We start from the raw sequence: 15,861 nt of genomic DNA, 5'->3' as shown, positions 1-15,861 counted from the left end.
GGTCGACAAGAATAAAAGTCACGAACGGTTACGTTCGTGGCTTTTTAAGTTGGATAATTACAAAATCAGGCCTACTGTGAGAAAAAACGTTTAACCTGATTTATTTTCTACTATAGAATCTGTTAATATGAGACTAGATACAAGTGAATCTACCAGATTAACGAATATACATAGCGATTCGTGGAGATGGAGATGACAATCAGGAGGGAAATCATTGAGCACACATCAAATCGGAGTTCCATTGGAAGGGTTTGCAGAGTTTAGCCGTACGGTTGCTGCGGAAGGCGCAGTGCTTTTGAAAAACGAAGGACAAGCTCTTCCGATTCAAAAAGACGAAAACGTTTCAGTGTTTGGACGGATTCAAGTCAACTATTATCGCAGTGGAACAGGGTCGGGCGGCAGCGTTCATGTGGCGTATACAACCAATTTGCTCGACGGTCTGCGTAGCAAAAAAGGTCTTACGGTCAATGAAGAATTGGCAGCTGTCTATGGAAAATGGATTGAGGAAAACCCGTTCGATGATGGTGGAAAAGTATGGGCGGCAGAGCCTTGGAATCAGCAGGAAATGCCTTTGACCGATGAATTGGTATCCCAAGCCAGAAGTAAATCCAGCAAAGCAATTGTGGTCATTGGACGTACAGCAGGCGAAGATCAGGATAACGTGGATGCACCAGGCAGCTATCGGTTGACGGAAGATGAGAAAGCGATGCTAAAGCAGGTCACGAATCATTTTGAACAAACGATCGTGGTACTAAATGTCTCGAACATCATGGACATGAGCTGGTTGAATGATGAAAGTTACGTTCATCCGATCCAAAGTGTCATTTACTCGTGGCATGGCGGTATGGAGGGTGGTAATGCGATAGCTGATGTGCTGGCAGGGGACGTTACACCAAGCGGGAAATTAACGGATACGATCGCATATTCTATCGAAGATTATCCATCAACAAGCAATTACGGCAACGAGTTCAAGAACCTATATCAGGAAGATATCTACGTAGGCTACCGTTATTTCGAAACGTTTCGACCTGAAAAAGTACAATTTGAATTCGGATATGGCTTGTCCTATACCACGTTCACAACCAAGGCTGAAGACGCAAAATGGATCTCCCAAGATGGAGAAAACAGCATTAAGGTGAATGTAACCGTAACCAATACGGGCACAACCTATTCTGGTAAAGAAGTGGTGCAGATCTATTATGAAGCCCCACAAGGTCAATTGGGGAAACCTGCGAAAGCCCTGGTAGCATTCGGCAAAACCAATCTGCTTCAGCCGGGTGAGTCTCAGCGCCTGACTGTGAGCTTCCCTGTAGATTCCATGGCTTCTTATGATGATGCTGGCGTAACAGGACATGCATCGGCATATGTACTTGAGGCAGGAACATATCGTTTGTACGTGGGAACCAGTGTCAAAAATGTGGAACACGTCAGCATTGATGGCCAAGATGGGTACGTCGTAGAAACGATTCAACTCGTAGAACAGCTTCAGGAGGCCATGGCACCGACTGAAAGTTTTACGAGAATGAAGCCAGGTATTCGCAAAGAAGATGGGTCTTACGAGCTGATCTTTGCAGATGTACCAACGCGCCAGATATCCATGGCTGAACGGATTGAACAAAGCCTGCCGCCAACGCTGAAGCAAACCAGCAATCAGGGCTACAAGCTGAGAGATGTGAAGGATGGCAAAGTCAGCCTGGAAGCTTTTATTGCCCAACTGAGTGATCAGGATCTGGCAGCCATCGTGCGAGGCGAAGGTATGAGCAGCCCACTCGTTACATCGGGCACAGCTTCCGCATTTGGCGGCGTGAGTGACAGTCTGTTTAATTACGGAATCCCTGTTGCATGTACTGCAGATGGCCCATCCGGTATTCGTATGGATAGCGGGGAGAAAGCTACACAGGTTTCTATTGGAACTTTGCTGGCAGCAACATGGAATGCAGAACTCGTCGAAGAGCTGTATGTGATGGAAGGCCAGGAATTGCTGAGAAATCAGGTGGATGCACTGCTCGGGCCTGGATTGAATATTCGCCGGAGTCCGATGAATGGACGTAACTTTGAGTATTTTTCAGAAGATCCGCTAATTTCTGGTGTATTTGCTGCTGCTTGCACGAAAGGAATCATGAAGGGTGGCTCTAATGCTACGCTGAAACATTTCGCCTGCAACAATCAGGAGAAACATCGCAGTAAAGTGGATGCCGTAGTATCCGAACGCGCTTTGCGTGAGATCTATCTGAAAGGGTTCGAAATTGCCGTGAAAGAAGGCGGTGCGAATTCGATCATGACTTCCTACAATCCGATTAATGGACATTGGGCGGCCTCCAACTACGATCTGAACACGACCATTCTTCGTGGAGAGTGGGGCTTCCAAGGTATCGTGATGACTGACTGGTGGGCTATTATGAACGACGGTGTTGATGGTGGACCAGCAGATCGGAAAAACACCAATTGGATGGTTCGCGCGCAAAACGATCTGTACATGGTTGTACCTAACTATGGTGCGGAAATTAACGGCTGGGATGACAACACAATCGAATCTCTGGAAAATGGGACGTTGACACGCGGAGAGCTTCAGCGCTCCGCCATGAATATTTGTGAATTTATCATGAATGCACCTGTCTTCTCCAGAAAACATGAGATTGTAGAGAATGTCGCTTCATTCCAAGCGAATGCATCACTTTCCACAGAACAGGCACAAGTACTGGCTGACAATGCACAGGTCAAACCAGCTGTGGGCGAATCTGTCTACATGAAAGTGGATGAATCAGGTCAATACCGGATTATTGTACAGATCATGTCTCCTGAGCCGGAACTGGCTCAAAGCGCATGTAATGTCATTCTCAATGATCAATTGATGACGACCATTCAAACCAACGGTACTGAGGGTAAATGGATCAGACAGAAACTTGTCAAAGTGGAGTTGGAAGCAGGCGTATACGAATTGAAGCTGGACTTCACCAAACCGGGTCTGCAGATCGACTGGATCGAATTCAAACAAGTGTAACACAGGATCGTCTGATCTGTTGTAACTGAACATGACGACTGTTATGATTGTGTTATGAGATCCGGAATTTCTGAACAATCTGGTCAGGAGTGTTGCGAAGGATGAGAAGATATAATTTTTGGAGCCCCATTCTACTGATTGCGGTTGCGCTAATTGTCAGAGGCCTGGTTACCAACCTGGGCGTTCTGTTCGGCATGTCGCATGATGCAGCAAGTAATATCGCAATTGTTGCCATGTTGATTGCTGCACTGATTATGTTTAACCGAATGACAAAGGCAAAGCGAAAATGAACATATAATATTCGATATGGATCAAGAGAGAGGCACCCGTAGGGTGTCTTTTTTGTGTATTGACGTTTCATTCATAACGTCTTAGACTGTTTATGAATAAAACAATAACATTATTATGATAACAAAAATAACAAGTGATCCATTCCAATGGCTCACCCATCATTTTCCGAAAGGAGACCCATTCATGAAGATTATGGCGGCATGGTTTGCAGGCAAGCATGAAAAGGCAATGGATGTGGCGAGCAGGGTGTTGGGACGGCGGCAAGGGTCGTGGACCGTACCGCTGAGATGGGGAGAGTATTCATGGAATAGGGATCGAATTGCATTCAGGAAGCTGACTTTCAACGACAGATGAACATATTAAGGACCGCTGGAGATACTTTGCTCTGCCGGTCCTTTGTGGCATTTGTCGGAGAGCGGGAGAGAACCGGCATGAGAGGAGAAAAAAATCCAGTGAATACCACCGATTGGGTAAAGGCGGCAGCGCAGGTCGTGCCATCAGAACGCCAGCTGAAATGGCAGGAGATGGAGTTCTATGCATTTATTCATTTTACTGTGAATACGTTTACAGATCAGGAGTGGGGAACGGGGAATGAAGATCCCGCTATCTTTAACCCTTCTCATCTGAGTGCCCAGCAATGGGTTCAGGCTTGCAAGTCTGCCGGTATGACAGGATTAATTCTCACATGCAAGCACCACGATGGGTTTTGTTTATGGCCAAGCCAATACACGGATCATACGGTAGCCGCCAGCCCTTGGCGAAATGGTGCGGGTGATCTGGTGAAAGAGGTTGCCGATGCCTGCCGGGAAGCTGGGTTGAAGTTCGGCATCTATCTGTCTCCTTGGGATCGTCACGAAGCATCCTACGGAGATTCGGAGCGATACAACGAGTTTTTCAAAAATCAGTTGCGTGAGCTGTTAACCCAATATGGTGAAATTTTCTGCGTGTGGTTCGATGGCGCATGCGGAGAGGGACCGAATGGGAAAAGGCAGGTCTACGATTGGGATTCCTATTATGCACTGATTCGGGAGCTGCAGCCAGAGGCTGTAATCTCGGTATGTGGGCCGGATGTTCGCTGGTGCGGTAATGAGGCAGGTCATACCCGGGCTTCGGAATGGAGCGTTGTACCTGCCTACTTGCAGGATAACGAGAAGATTCAGGAGCAATCCCAGCAGGTGGATGATGGCGAGTTTGCCAGCAGAATTAATACACAGGATGCGGATTTGGGGAGTCGGGAGGTGATCCGGCAGCATGAGGGCAAGCTCATCTGGTATCCAGCAGAAGTGAATACGTCCATCCGGCCGGGGTGGTTCTATCATGCCAACGAGGATGATCAGGTTAAATCGCTGGAGGAACTGCTCGGCATCTATGATGGAGCGGTTGGTGGTAACGCCAATTTTCTACTTAATCTTCCGCCAGATCGACGCGGCCTGATTCACGAACGGGATGCTGAGCGGCTGCAGCAGCTCGGAGACGCTTTACGAGGCACTTATGGGCAAAGTCTGGCTGTAGGCGCGCAAATGCGGGCATCGGAGACGATGGATGAAGAACATGCGGCTTCTCAGGTATTGTGTGAGGAACCGGATACGTTCTGGTGTCCACCTGAAGGGACAGAGCTGGCTTCACTGGAAGTGGAACTGCCGGAAAAAAGATTGTTTAACCGTGTCGTTCTCATGGAACATAACCGTTCGGGCCAGCGAATTGAGCGTTTTACGCTGGAGGCAAAGGGAGAGCGTGGTGATTGGCAGGTGCTTTATTCCGGCACGGTTGTTGGTCACAAACGAATCTGTCATTTCGATTCCTTCACCGCCAAAACCATTCGCCTGACCATTCATGAATCCAGATGGTACCCAACGTTGTCCTCACTGGGTGTATATCTGAACAAACAGGAGGTTGGGCACAAAGGCAGTTCTGACATATGAAGAATTCCCCTTTTTCTAAGATGTCAAGCCGTAACATTTGTAGATTAGCCGATTTTGGATTCATCCCATGGAAAATAGAGTAGCAAACGATTATTGGGAATTGTATGATCTTATGGAAAAAGGTATAGGTAAGGTAGAGCCACACACCAGCAGGAGAGGATGAGAAGATATGAAAGTAGGACTCAGCACATACAGTCTGCAACAAGCACTCGATGTCAAAGAACTGACTGTCCCCGACGCCATCCGTTACATCGCTGATCAGGGCGGAGAACATGTGGAGATTGTCCCGATAGGGTACAGCCTGATCGACCAGCCAGAATTAATTGAACAGATTCGAGAGACTGCACGAGAAGTGGGAATCGATATTTCCAATTACGCAATTGGTGCCAATTTCGTTACAGGAGAGGGGCCGGATGCACTTGAAAATGAGATAGCTGCTGTCCTGAAGCATGTGGATGTCGCTGCCGCACTTGGCGTTACGAGAATGCGCCATGATGTTGCATTTCGTCCTGCACAGGAAGGAACGGTCGCCCAGTTTGAGGCAGACCTGCCTGTTCTGGTAAAGGCCTGTCAGCGAATTGCCGACTACGCAGCGAGTCACGGTATTACGACAAGTGTGGAGAATCACGGTTACTATGTGCAGTCCAGTGAGCGAGTCCGGCGGCTGGTGCATGAGGCGGCGAGAGAAAACTTTAAGACAACGCTGGATATCGGTAACTTCCTGTGTGTGGATGAAGACCCGGTTAGCGCTGTAAAAAACAACATTCCTTATGCATCCATGGTGCACGCCAAAGATTTCTATCGGAGACCCTCTTACCGTAATCCCGGAGAGGGCTGGTTCCAGACCGCACACGGCAATTACCTGCGCGGAGCGATTGTGGGCCACGGGGACATCGACATGCCGGAAGTATTCCGTGTGTTGAAGCAATCCGGTTATGACGGATACATCTCTGTTGAATTTGAAGGCATGGAAAATTGCAAAACAGCATCCCGCATCGCGATGGATAACGTCCGCCGCTTCTGGGAGGAAGCATAAGCAGCGACTGCACTACTATATAAGTGGAATCAATTTTTATATGTAGGGGGCTGAAAGAACATAGGGGAAGTTTGGAACTGTAGGAGCGGTAGCGCCCGCCTTTGTCTGCGGATTTCAACCGCTGAGAGCGGTTGATACAAGAAATCTGTAGACAACAGCGGTCGAAAGTCCAAACATTCACCGTAGTTACGTTAAGCCGATTATCATATGTTTTGAATCAACTGATATGACCATCATTCAACAGATTATGGAGGGAAAAATTCATGTCCAAACTTAAAATTGCCGTTATCGGTGCAGGATCAATATCCGATTTTCATTTGCAAGCGTATGACAGTAATCCCGAAGTTGAAATATACGCCATATGCGATCTGAATGAAGCGCGTGCCCAGGAAGCCGCGAAGAAATATAACGCTACTCATGTATTCACAGATTATAAGGAACTCCTGGCATTGCCCGAAATTCATTCGGTAAGCATCTGTACCTGGAATGATACACATGCCGAGATCAGCATTGCTGCTCTGGATGCGGGGAAAAATGTACTCTGCGAAAAGCCGCTCTGTCAGACGGTAGAAGATGCGTTAGAGGTGGAGAAAGCTGTTCACCGCAGTGGAAAACTGCTTCAGGTTGGCTTTGTACGCCGTTATAGCGACAATGCGCAGATCCTGAAGAAGTTCATTGATGAAGGCGAGCTGGGAGAGATCTATTATGCCAAGGCATCCTGTCTGCGGCGTCTGGGTAATCCAGGAGGCTGGTTTGCAGATGTTGATCGTTCTGGCGGCGGCCCGTTGATCGATATTGGTGTGCATATTATTGATATCTCCTGGTACCTGATGGGTAAACCGAAGGTCAAAACCGTCTCCGCGAATGTTTCCAATCGATTGGGTAACCGTGCCAATATCCGTAATCTGTCGTTCTACCAGGCTGCGGACTATGATGCGAACAAAAACACTGTAGAGGATATGGCTAATGCGTTGATTCGTTTCGAGAACGGGGCAAGCCTGCTGGTGGATGTAAGCTTCACATTGCACGCGAAACAGGATGAAACTTCGGTCAGACTCTATGGCCATAAAGGTGGGGCTGAACTGGAACCGGAAATTTCACTGATTGGTGAGAAATTCGATACCATTTTGAATATGACGCCACAGGTGGATTTCAAATCCCTTGATTTCGCAGGTTCTTTCCGTAACGAAGTGAATCATTTTATCGACAGTACCCAAGGACGCAAAGAGACGCTTAGTCCCGTTGAGGATGGCGTTGAAATTATGAAAATTCTCTGTGCCATCTACGAGTCAGCACGTGAAGGACGCGAAATTTCACTGTAGACAGGGTGTTGTAATACGAAAGTCGCAACGCCATTCGAAGTAGTGATGTCTAACAAGTCTTTACTTGTTGAACTAACCATTGTTCCAAAACGAAGTTCAGAATCTATCTGAAGAATGCACTGCAATCGAAGTGATAGGGCTTATATTTCTCTACATGTTGAACTGAGCGTTTAAGCCAAAACGGAGAGTGCAGAACCAATCTGAAGATTGCACTGCAATCGAAATGACTGGGCTTAATACGTCCTTCTTAGTTGAACAAAACATTTACACGATAACGGAGAGGGCAGAACAAATCTGGAGAAGCGGAGCGCTCGCCTTTATCCCCGGATTTCCACCATTTATAAAGTGAAATCAAAGAAATCCGGGGATAACAGCGATCGGAAGATTGTTTTGACCGCGCAGTGACCTGTGTAAAGCTACTTTTTCAACGTGTGATATCCAATCCGAAGGAGATGAACGGGATGAGCGAAACCAAAGATACGGTGCTGGAACAGGAAGAACAGATCGTCGAAGCCGGGGTTCACAACTTTAGCAAGGAAGATGAATGGGTGAAGCCTGAAGACCCATTGCTCATTGAACGGCTGGAGTGGTTCAAGGATCAGAAGCTGGGGTTGATGATGCACTGGGGTCCTTATTCCCAGCTTGGACTCGTGGAGTCCTGGGCGCTCAGTGACGAAGATGGCGATTGGTCGCGCAATGACATCGACTGGACTGACGACATGGAGCATTTCAAGCAGGAATACTTTGATCTCAACAAAACCTTCAATCCCATTCGCTTTCAGCCTGAGGAATGGGCACAGATGGCTGCTGATAACGGGTTCAAATATTTCCTGTTCACCACTAAACATCATGATGGTTTTTGCATGTGGGATACACATACAACCGATTATCGCATCACGGGCAAGGACACCCCTTTTCACACCCATAAGTATGCGGATATTTGCCGGGCGCTTTTTGACGCTTTTCGTGCCAAGGGACTCGGCATCTCGGCTTATTTCTCCAAAGCAGACTGGCATACGCCGTATTACTGGACACCGGGCATGGAGCGGGGAAGCCATATGTGGCGTGGGCCATCCTATGATCCGAAAGCGTATCCATGGCTCTGGGAAAAGTTCGTGGAGTTCACGCATGAGCAAATTATGGAGCTGCTGACCAACTACGGACGAATCGAATGTCTGTGGCTGGATGCAGGCTGGGTGCGCGAAGGACGCCACGGTCAGGATATCCGTCTGGGCGAGGTGGTGGAGCGGGCACGTCGGACAACCCAGCCGTGGCTGCTGGCAGCAGATCGCACGGTAGGTGGACCATACGAGAATATCGTAACTCCGGAACAAACCATTCCAGAGCACCCAATGAATATTCCTTGGGAGAGCTGTATCACGGTGGGCAATTCCTTTGCGTTTGGATATGATGATCAGTATAAATCAGCAAGACAACTGGCGCATATTCTGCTTGAGGTAGTATCCAAGGGTGGTAACCTGGCACTGAATGTGGGACCGCAACCGGACGGACGTCTCCCGAAAGGCGCAGTCCGAAGCATTAAAGCCCTCGGAGAGTGGATCGGTACGCATGGGGAGGGCATCTATGGCACGCGGATTTGCGGACCATACTTCACAGGAAAGTGGGCCTTCACACGTAAGGAAGATCTGAACGTATCGTATGCCTTCCGTCTGTACAGAAACGAAAACGAGGCAGTAGAATCACAAGTGACCATTCCATATGTGGAAAAGGTGGAGCGAATTGAACTCGTTGGCACAGATGATGTGCTGTCATTCCAACGGACAGAAGATGGACTTGTTGTAGAGCTGCCGCAGGCAGCAGTTACGGAAGCAGCACCTATCACGCTGACGTTCAGATTGTTCACAAACGAATAAATCTACAACTCCAAGCCCGAGGGACTTTTACAGTCCTTCGGGCTTTTTTTTGTTTAGGGATTTTTGCAATATACATAAGATAAAGGGCGATTTCCCTTGTACGACAAGGGTTTTGGGAATAAGGAGAGGTGGGGGAAAATTGCAAATTGATAAAAGAACGCCGCTCAAGGTACTATCAATTCAAGAAAGCGTTACCTGACATTATTCTTCACACGGTTGGCGCCAATACAGAAAAAGAATCAAACAAAAGGATGTTTAAGGGATGTAAATGTAATGTATTATTACACTTAAGGTGTAGAAGGAGTGACGCGAATGAGTCGAGCTACGGAAAGCATACCTGCACCGGTGGAGCTCCAGCAAGGAAGGAATTACGCAGAACCTAAGCGACAGCATCCATTTATCAGAAGCCTCAAAAAGCATTGGGAGCTCTATCTCCTGGTGCTGCCTCCTGTATTGTATCTGTTGATCTTCAAGTACATTCCGATGGTTGGGGTACAGATCGCCTTCAAAGACTTCAGTGTCGTCAAAGGAATCTGGGGCAGCCCATGGGTTGGGCTGAAACATTTTGAAGCCTTTTTTGAATCCCCAAATTTCTGGCTGCTGATCAAAAATACGATTGGCATCAGCTTCTATTCGTTACTCGCCGGGTTTCCCATTCCGATCCTGCTTGCGCTGGCACTGAATGAAATCCGTACGGGTTACTTTAAAAAGACCGTCCAGATGGTCACGTACGCTCCGCATTTTATCTCAACAGTCGTCATGGTATCCATTATCATTCTGATGCTGTCACCTCATGTGGGTGTTGTAGACAAGCTATTTACTTTCCTGGGCTTCCCGATGACCAACTTTATGGGTATTCCCGAATACTTCAAATCTATCTATGTCTGGTCAGGCGTGTGGCAGGGCATGGGCTATTCATCGATTATTTATATCGCGGCACTTGCTGGCGTTGATCCATCCCTCTATGAGGCAGCAAAGATGGACGGTGCTTCAAGGCTTCGGAAAATTTGGCATATCGATCTTCCAACGCTCGTACCGGTCACCGTCATCATGCTAATTCTGAGTTTGGGCAGCATTATGGGCGTAGGCTTTGAAAAAATATATCTGATGCAGAATCCGCTCAACACGAGCGCTTCGGAAGTCATCTCCACGTATGTGTACAAGGTTGGTCTGATCGGGGCAAACTTCAGCTTCTCCTCGGCGGTAGGATTGTTCAACTCCGTTATCAACCTGATCCTGCTCGTTATCGTCAACGGCATTTCCCGCAAAGTATCCCAGAACAGCTTGTGGTAAAGGAGGAGCTCATCCATGTTCAACCTGATGAATCGTAACCGGATCAAGGACCCGCTTGGTGACCGCATCTTCATGACATTCAACTATATCTTTCTGTTCGCCATACTGCTAACGGTGTTTTACCCACTCTTGTATATCATCAGTTCTTCGTTCAGCTCCTCCCGTGCCGTTACATCCGGTCAGGTGTGGCTGTTCCCGGTAGACTTTAACATCAAGGCCTATATCTCCATTTTCAAAAGCCAACAGCTCATGCTCGGGTTCTACAATACGATTATCTATACCGTTGTAGGTACGTTTATCAACGTGGCGCTGACCGTCATGCTCGCTTATCCGTTGTCACGAAAGTCATTTTATGGACGGGGGGCAATCATTATTTTCATGATGATCACGATGTTCTTTGACGGCGGTCTGATTCCAACCTATCTCTTGATGAAGGACCTCCATCTGCTGGATACACGCTGGGCGATGTGGCTGCCAGGGGCGCTCGCAGTGTTCCAGGTCATCGTAGCGAGAACCTTCTTCCAGTCTTCCATCCCGGAAGAGCTGGGGGAGGCGGCAGAAATGGACGGATGCCGAGATATTCGGTATTTGATCAGCGTCGTTCTTCCGTTATCAAAGCCGATTCTGGCGGTCATGACGCTGATGTATGCGGTGGGTCACTGGAATGCGTACTTTGATGCCCTGATCTATCTGCGTTCCGAAAAGTTGTTCCCACTGCAATATGTGCTCCGCAATCTGCTGATTCTGAACGCCGCCGACCCGGCAATGTTGGCCAATACGAGCCAGCAGCTGCGGGATCAGGGGTTCGAGCAGGTACTGAAATACGCACTAATCGTAGTCGCCAGTATTCCGATTCTCATCATGTATCCGTTTGTGCAGAAGCACTTTGTCAAAGGGGTCATGGTGGGCTCGCTCAAAGGATGATTTCTGCAATTTACTCCCGCTAAGCCGTTTGAAAGGAGGTGGGGGAACACTCCGGCTTCCGGGATCGGGTTTAACACGAGTGCGTAAACAGATGGTTATGCCGTTTTCAACAAAAAGGAGGAGTCAGATTGAAAAAATCTTGGATTTCGATGTTGTTTCTGGTCTTTGCTTCGATGGCTTTGTTGTCCGCATGCGGTTCATCCGCAGAGACGGGTAAAGGGAGCGACGGTAGCGGGGAGAGCGGTGGCCCGGTAACGATGACCTTCTTTGCCCCACAAGGTAAAGCATCCATGGAAGAAAATGAGTTCACCCAATTTATCGAAGACAAGTTCGATGTAACACTGAAATGGGATTTGGCTCCGACAGACGCCTTGCAAGATCGCAGACAGCTGCTGCTGGCGAGTGGCGATTATCCCGAAGTGTTCCTCCATGGCAAGTTCACCACCTCAGACCTGCAAACCTACGGAAAACAGGGCGTGTTCCTCCCGCTGCAGGATCTGATCAAGGAGTACGGTCCGAATCTCACCAAGATTATGGAGGAGAAGCCGTACTTTAAAGAAGCGATTACTGCACCTGACGGGAACATCTACGCTCTGCCAATTTTCAATGAATGTTATCACTGTACGTATGCTCAGAAATATTGGATTAACACCGAATGGCTCGACAATCTGGGTCTGAAAATGCCGACCACGACCGATGAACTCTACACGGTACTGAAGGCATTCAAAGAGCAGGACCCGAATGGCAATGGCAAAGCCGATGAGATTCCGCTCACGGGTGCACCGAACAAATATGTATGGAATGGCAATATCGATGCCTATCTCATGAACAGTTTTATCTATAATGACAACGATAAATATCTGATCGTGAAGGATGGGAAGGTTGATTTTGCAGGGAACAAGGAAGAGTGGAAAAAAGGGCTGGAGTACATGCACAAGCTGTACGCAGAAGGCCTGATTGATCCGGCTTCCTTCACGCAGAACGATCAGGCGATCGGGCAGCTGGGTAACAAGGAAGGCGATGAAGTGGTCGGCTCTATAACGACAGCGCTGGTCAGCTATCTCGTGAACACGTATGACAAGGATATTACCCGCCACCAGCACTGGGACATCGTACCTCCGCTGAAAGGGCCGGATGGCGTGCAGACGACAGGCGCTACACAGAGCGTAGGTGAGTTTGAGTTTGCCATCACCAACAAAGCGACCGAAGCGCAGCAGATTGCTGCCATCAAGATTGTAGATTACATGTTCAGTGAAGAAGGTGCCCTGTACGCAGAGTACGGTCCAACGGAGGGGAAAGGCTGGAAGAAGGCGGATGCCGATGAGAAAAACATCAATGGCGAGCCGGCCAAATACAGCTACTATAACCTGCCTGAGCGTGACCCGAACGTTGTAGTCAACGAGAGTTGGTCACAGATCGGAGCACATGACTTGTCCAATACGTTCCGCAATCTGTTTGCAGAAGGACAGAACCCGTTGGAAGCGGAGGGTTACGGTACACGCCTGGCACAAGCAACCAATGTATATGAACCTTATGCGCCCAAAGAGGTCTATCCTGCGAACGTATTTATCCGTCCTGAAGATACAGAAACTGCTGCCCAGCTCACGACGGCCGTCAAGGATTACGTGATGACCAATATGGCTCAATTCATTATCGGCAGCAAGAGCATTGATAAGGAATGGGACGCGTACGTGAAAGGCTTTGATGGTCTGGGACTCAGCAATTACCTTGAGATTTACCAGCGTGCGATTGAGAAGAATCAATAAAGGTTGATGGATTCATGAATGAGGCTGTCCCGATGTCACCACAGGAATCGGGACGGTCTTCTCCTTTTGACAACCCCACTTCATCCGATATAATTTACTGAATATTTATGGAAAATTAGCGACCAGATTGGCGTGGTTGTCATCATGCACATAAACAGTGTGGGGGGCCTCGGAGATGAACAACAGTTGGTTTAGACGTTTGCTGCTATCGTATTTGCCTGTTTTTTTTATCGTAACCACAATTCTGTTTATTATCTTCTTCCAGGTATTTAATGAGCAGAACCGGAGAGAAGCACTCAAGGCCAATGAATTTCTGGCATCACAGGTAACGCAATATCTGGACAATTCACTGCGCTCCATCGACTTCAAGGTGCTGCGTGATATTTTGACCAACCCCAATCTGAAAAACTATTATTCGGTAACCGGAAGCGAGGATGTGTATGCCGGAATTCAAGCGGTCCAGGTTATTGATGAATTGAAAATAGAGTATCCGCTGATTGATTCCATATATCTGGTGAGATACAACGACGATACGGTGTTCAGTAACGGCAAGGCGGTACCTATTGAGGAATTCCCGGACGCGCCATTTATTAAGGACAGCCGTGCTGCGGCGACGCAAAAGTGGGTGGGGGCGAGATCCTTTAAGGCATTCCCGACCGAGGAAGGCAAACAGGTCATTACACTCATTCGCGGTGTCGGAAACGGCACGGGTCTTGTAGTTGTTAACGTCAATCTGCCAGCCTTGCAGAAGTCTATCATGCAGATGTACGACCCTGAGTTCACTTTCGTGAATATCTTCAATCGCTCGGGCGGCAATCTGTGGGATGGTGGAAAGCAGGATGGCGCTAGGGCAGCATCTCCCCAAATGGCGTCAGGTGAAGTCTTCTCCGAATTTACATCCAGCTACAGCGGCTGGAAGGTACAGACCGGACTGAATAATGGCAAGATCATCAAATTTGCTCTAAAATTTTACAATATCTGGTTTGTTTTTGCCGTTGCTGTTGTCCTGATTGGTGTGGTGTGGGTGATCTATGTGACACGGAGAAATTACAAGCCCATCCAGCAAATCGTCACGTTAATTGAGACGGTGGCTTCACAGAAACAGCCGGGGATGAGTCAACCAAAAGATAACGAGTTCCGTTTTATCCAGACCACGCTGGAGCAAATGATTGATCAAACCAAGCAATATCAGGAGGAGCATGAAGAAAACCTGATTTTGCAGAAGAAATATTTCTTTCAGGAGCTGCTGGAGGGTACACGAGACTTCACTGGCAATGAGCTTACAGCGGAGATGAACAGGTTCAAGCTCCCGCAGTTGGAGGATCGATGGGCTGTAATTGTGGTGGAGATTGATCAGTATTCCCGATTTATGGAGGAGTATCACAATCAGGATCAATCCCTTCTCAAGTTTGTGTTATCCAGCATTCTGCAGGAGAGTGCAAGGCAAGAAGGGACCGAAGTATGGGCAGAGTGGATATCGGATCAGCGGCTGTATGCAATACTCTGGTTGCCCGAGATGGAAAAGGGTGAGGAAACCGAGCAGAGACTGCTCTCCGGTTATCTGGACAGGGTTGGGCAGTATTTGAACTTCACCGTAACTATCGGGATTGGTAGAGTGGCAGTCGATGTTCGTGGCCTGAGAGCTTCGTTGAAGGAGGCTGTGCATGCCCTGGAGTACAAGGCTGTGCTCGGAATCAACCGAATCATATCATGCGGGGAGGTACCGAACTCGACTAATGATGTATATGAGTTCCTGAAGACGATCTCCTTGCTGGTGCAGGCGATGCGATTGTCGGACAATGTCTGGGAGAAGCACTTTGACCGCTTGTTCGAACAAATCCGTGAATCCGTGCTCTCCCGCCAGGAGATTATGAATACGGTCCAGCTGCTGTTCCAGCATTATAATCGGGAGTTCGCGGAACTTCCGCGGGAATATCAGGAGCAATGGGCAGCCGTATTTACACCGCTCCTCCCCAGATTGGAAGGATGGGAGACGTTAGATGATTTGCGAACGCTGTGCTGGGAAGGCTTTCGGGATCTGTCGGAACAGATGCAGACACTTCATTGTTCCAGAAAACACCGATCTCATATTCTTGAAATTCGCAAATATATTGAACAGAACTATAACAATCCCGAGCTGTCGCTGAATTATCTAAGTGATTTATTTGATATCAATCCGAAATATTTAAGCAAGTTGTTCAAGGACGAAATTGGTGAGAAGTTCGTGGATCTTCTGATTAGTCACCGCATAGAGAAGGCCAAACAGCTTATGCTGGAGACCGACAAGGCCATCCAGGAGATCAGTGAGGAAGTCGGATACACGAACTATAATTCCTTCAATCGGGCGTTCAAGAATGTGGTGGGTGTAGCACCTAGCGACTACCGAAAAGCCATGTGAGCCCATGTTCCAAACCAAGCCGAACTCATAAGGA

At 48.1% G+C, this 15,861-nt stretch carries 11 protein-coding genes; all 11 read left to right on the top strand.

Going from position 1 to position 15,861, the window contains the following annotated elements:
- Positions 1-214: 214 nt before the first annotated feature.
- The gene (locus Q0V21_RS24660; protein ID WP_301881030.1) at positions 215-3,001 is read left to right on the top strand and encodes a glycoside hydrolase family 3 C-terminal domain-containing protein; all 2,787 of its coding nucleotides are present in this window, start codon (positions 215-217) and stop codon (positions 2,999-3,001) included.
- Positions 3,002-3,102: 101 nt separating this feature from the next.
- On the top strand, positions 3,103-3,291 hold the full coding sequence (locus Q0V21_RS24655; RefSeq protein ID WP_024629467.1) for a hypothetical protein: 189 nt from the start codon (positions 3,103-3,105) through the stop codon (positions 3,289-3,291).
- Positions 3,292-3,475: 184 nt separating this feature from the next.
- On the top strand, positions 3,476-3,646 hold the full coding sequence (locus Q0V21_RS24650; RefSeq protein WP_161634233.1) for a hypothetical protein: 171 nt from the start codon (positions 3,476-3,478) through the stop codon (positions 3,644-3,646).
- 77 nt (positions 3,647-3,723) lie between these two features.
- Positions 3,724-5,214 carry an alpha-L-fucosidase gene (locus Q0V21_RS24645; protein ID WP_079344896.1) on the top strand — a complete coding sequence of 497 codons (1,491 nt, stop codon included), beginning with the start codon at positions 3,724-3,726 and terminating at the stop codon, positions 5,212-5,214.
- A gap of 169 nt (positions 5,215-5,383) precedes the next feature.
- Complete coding sequence (locus tag Q0V21_RS24640; protein ID WP_301881029.1) at positions 5,384-6,250, top strand: sugar phosphate isomerase/epimerase family protein; 867 nt, start codon at positions 5,384-5,386, stop codon at positions 6,248-6,250.
- Between the two features lie 263 nt (positions 6,251-6,513).
- A complete protein-coding gene (locus Q0V21_RS24635; RefSeq protein ID WP_301881028.1) occupies positions 6,514-7,572 on the top strand; it encodes a Gfo/Idh/MocA family protein in 1,059 nt (352 codons plus the stop codon).
- A gap of 461 nt (positions 7,573-8,033) precedes the next feature.
- Complete coding sequence (locus tag Q0V21_RS24630) at positions 8,034-9,446, top strand: alpha-L-fucosidase (protein ID WP_079344892.1); 1,413 nt, start codon at positions 8,034-8,036, stop codon at positions 9,444-9,446.
- A 312-nt stretch (positions 9,447-9,758) separates the two neighbouring features.
- On the top strand, positions 9,759-10,739 hold the full coding sequence (locus Q0V21_RS24625; protein WP_024629462.1) for an ABC transporter permease: 981 nt from the start codon (positions 9,759-9,761) through the stop codon (positions 10,737-10,739).
- Positions 10,740-10,754: 15 nt separating this feature from the next.
- A complete protein-coding gene (locus Q0V21_RS24620; protein WP_231952803.1) occupies positions 10,755-11,663 on the top strand; it encodes a carbohydrate ABC transporter permease in 909 nt (302 codons plus the stop codon).
- A 128-nt stretch (positions 11,664-11,791) separates the two neighbouring features.
- Entirely contained in the window at positions 11,792-13,429 is a 1,638-nt protein-coding gene (locus Q0V21_RS24615; protein WP_301881026.1) for a type 2 periplasmic-binding domain-containing protein, read from the top strand.
- Positions 13,430-13,604: 175 nt separating this feature from the next.
- A complete protein-coding gene (locus tag Q0V21_RS24610; protein ID WP_301881025.1) occupies positions 13,605-15,827 on the top strand; it encodes a helix-turn-helix domain-containing protein in 2,223 nt (740 codons plus the stop codon).
- The last annotated feature ends 34 nt before the right edge of the window (positions 15,828-15,861 follow it).

The sequence above is a fragment of the Paenibacillus sp. 11B genome (assembly GCF_030487755.1).
Taxonomy (GTDB): domain Bacteria; phylum Bacillota; class Bacilli; order Paenibacillales; family Paenibacillaceae; genus Paenibacillus; species Paenibacillus vandeheii.
The sequence above is the reverse complement of the archived record's forward strand: the minus strand, read 5'-3'. Positions and strand labels throughout refer to the sequence as shown.

Excerpts from the sequence above, each read along its gene's own strand:
- Q0V21_RS24655 (WP_024629467.1), top strand. The coding sequence starts at position 3,103 with ATGAGAAGATATAATTTTTGGAGCCCCATTCTACTGATTGCGGTTGCG.
- Q0V21_RS24650 (WP_161634233.1), top strand. The coding sequence starts at position 3,476 with ATGAAGATTATGGCGGCATGGTTTGCAGGCAAGCATGAAAAGGCAATG.
- Q0V21_RS24645 (WP_079344896.1), top strand. The coding sequence starts at position 3,724 with ATGAGAGGAGAAAAAAATCCAGTGAATACCACCGATTGGGTAAAGGCG.
- Q0V21_RS24640 (WP_301881029.1), top strand. The coding sequence starts at position 5,384 with ATGAAAGTAGGACTCAGCACATACAGTCTGCAACAAGCACTCGATGTC.
- Q0V21_RS24635 (WP_301881028.1), top strand. The coding sequence starts at position 6,514 with ATGTCCAAACTTAAAATTGCCGTTATCGGTGCAGGATCAATATCCGAT.
- Q0V21_RS24630 (WP_079344892.1), top strand. The coding sequence starts at position 8,034 with ATGAGCGAAACCAAAGATACGGTGCTGGAACAGGAAGAACAGATCGTC.
- Q0V21_RS24625 (WP_024629462.1), top strand. The coding sequence starts at position 9,759 with ATGAGTCGAGCTACGGAAAGCATACCTGCACCGGTGGAGCTCCAGCAA.
- Q0V21_RS24620 (WP_231952803.1), top strand. The coding sequence starts at position 10,755 with ATGTTCAACCTGATGAATCGTAACCGGATCAAGGACCCGCTTGGTGAC.
- Q0V21_RS24610 (WP_301881025.1), top strand. The coding sequence starts at position 13,605 with ATGAACAACAGTTGGTTTAGACGTTTGCTGCTATCGTATTTGCCTGTT.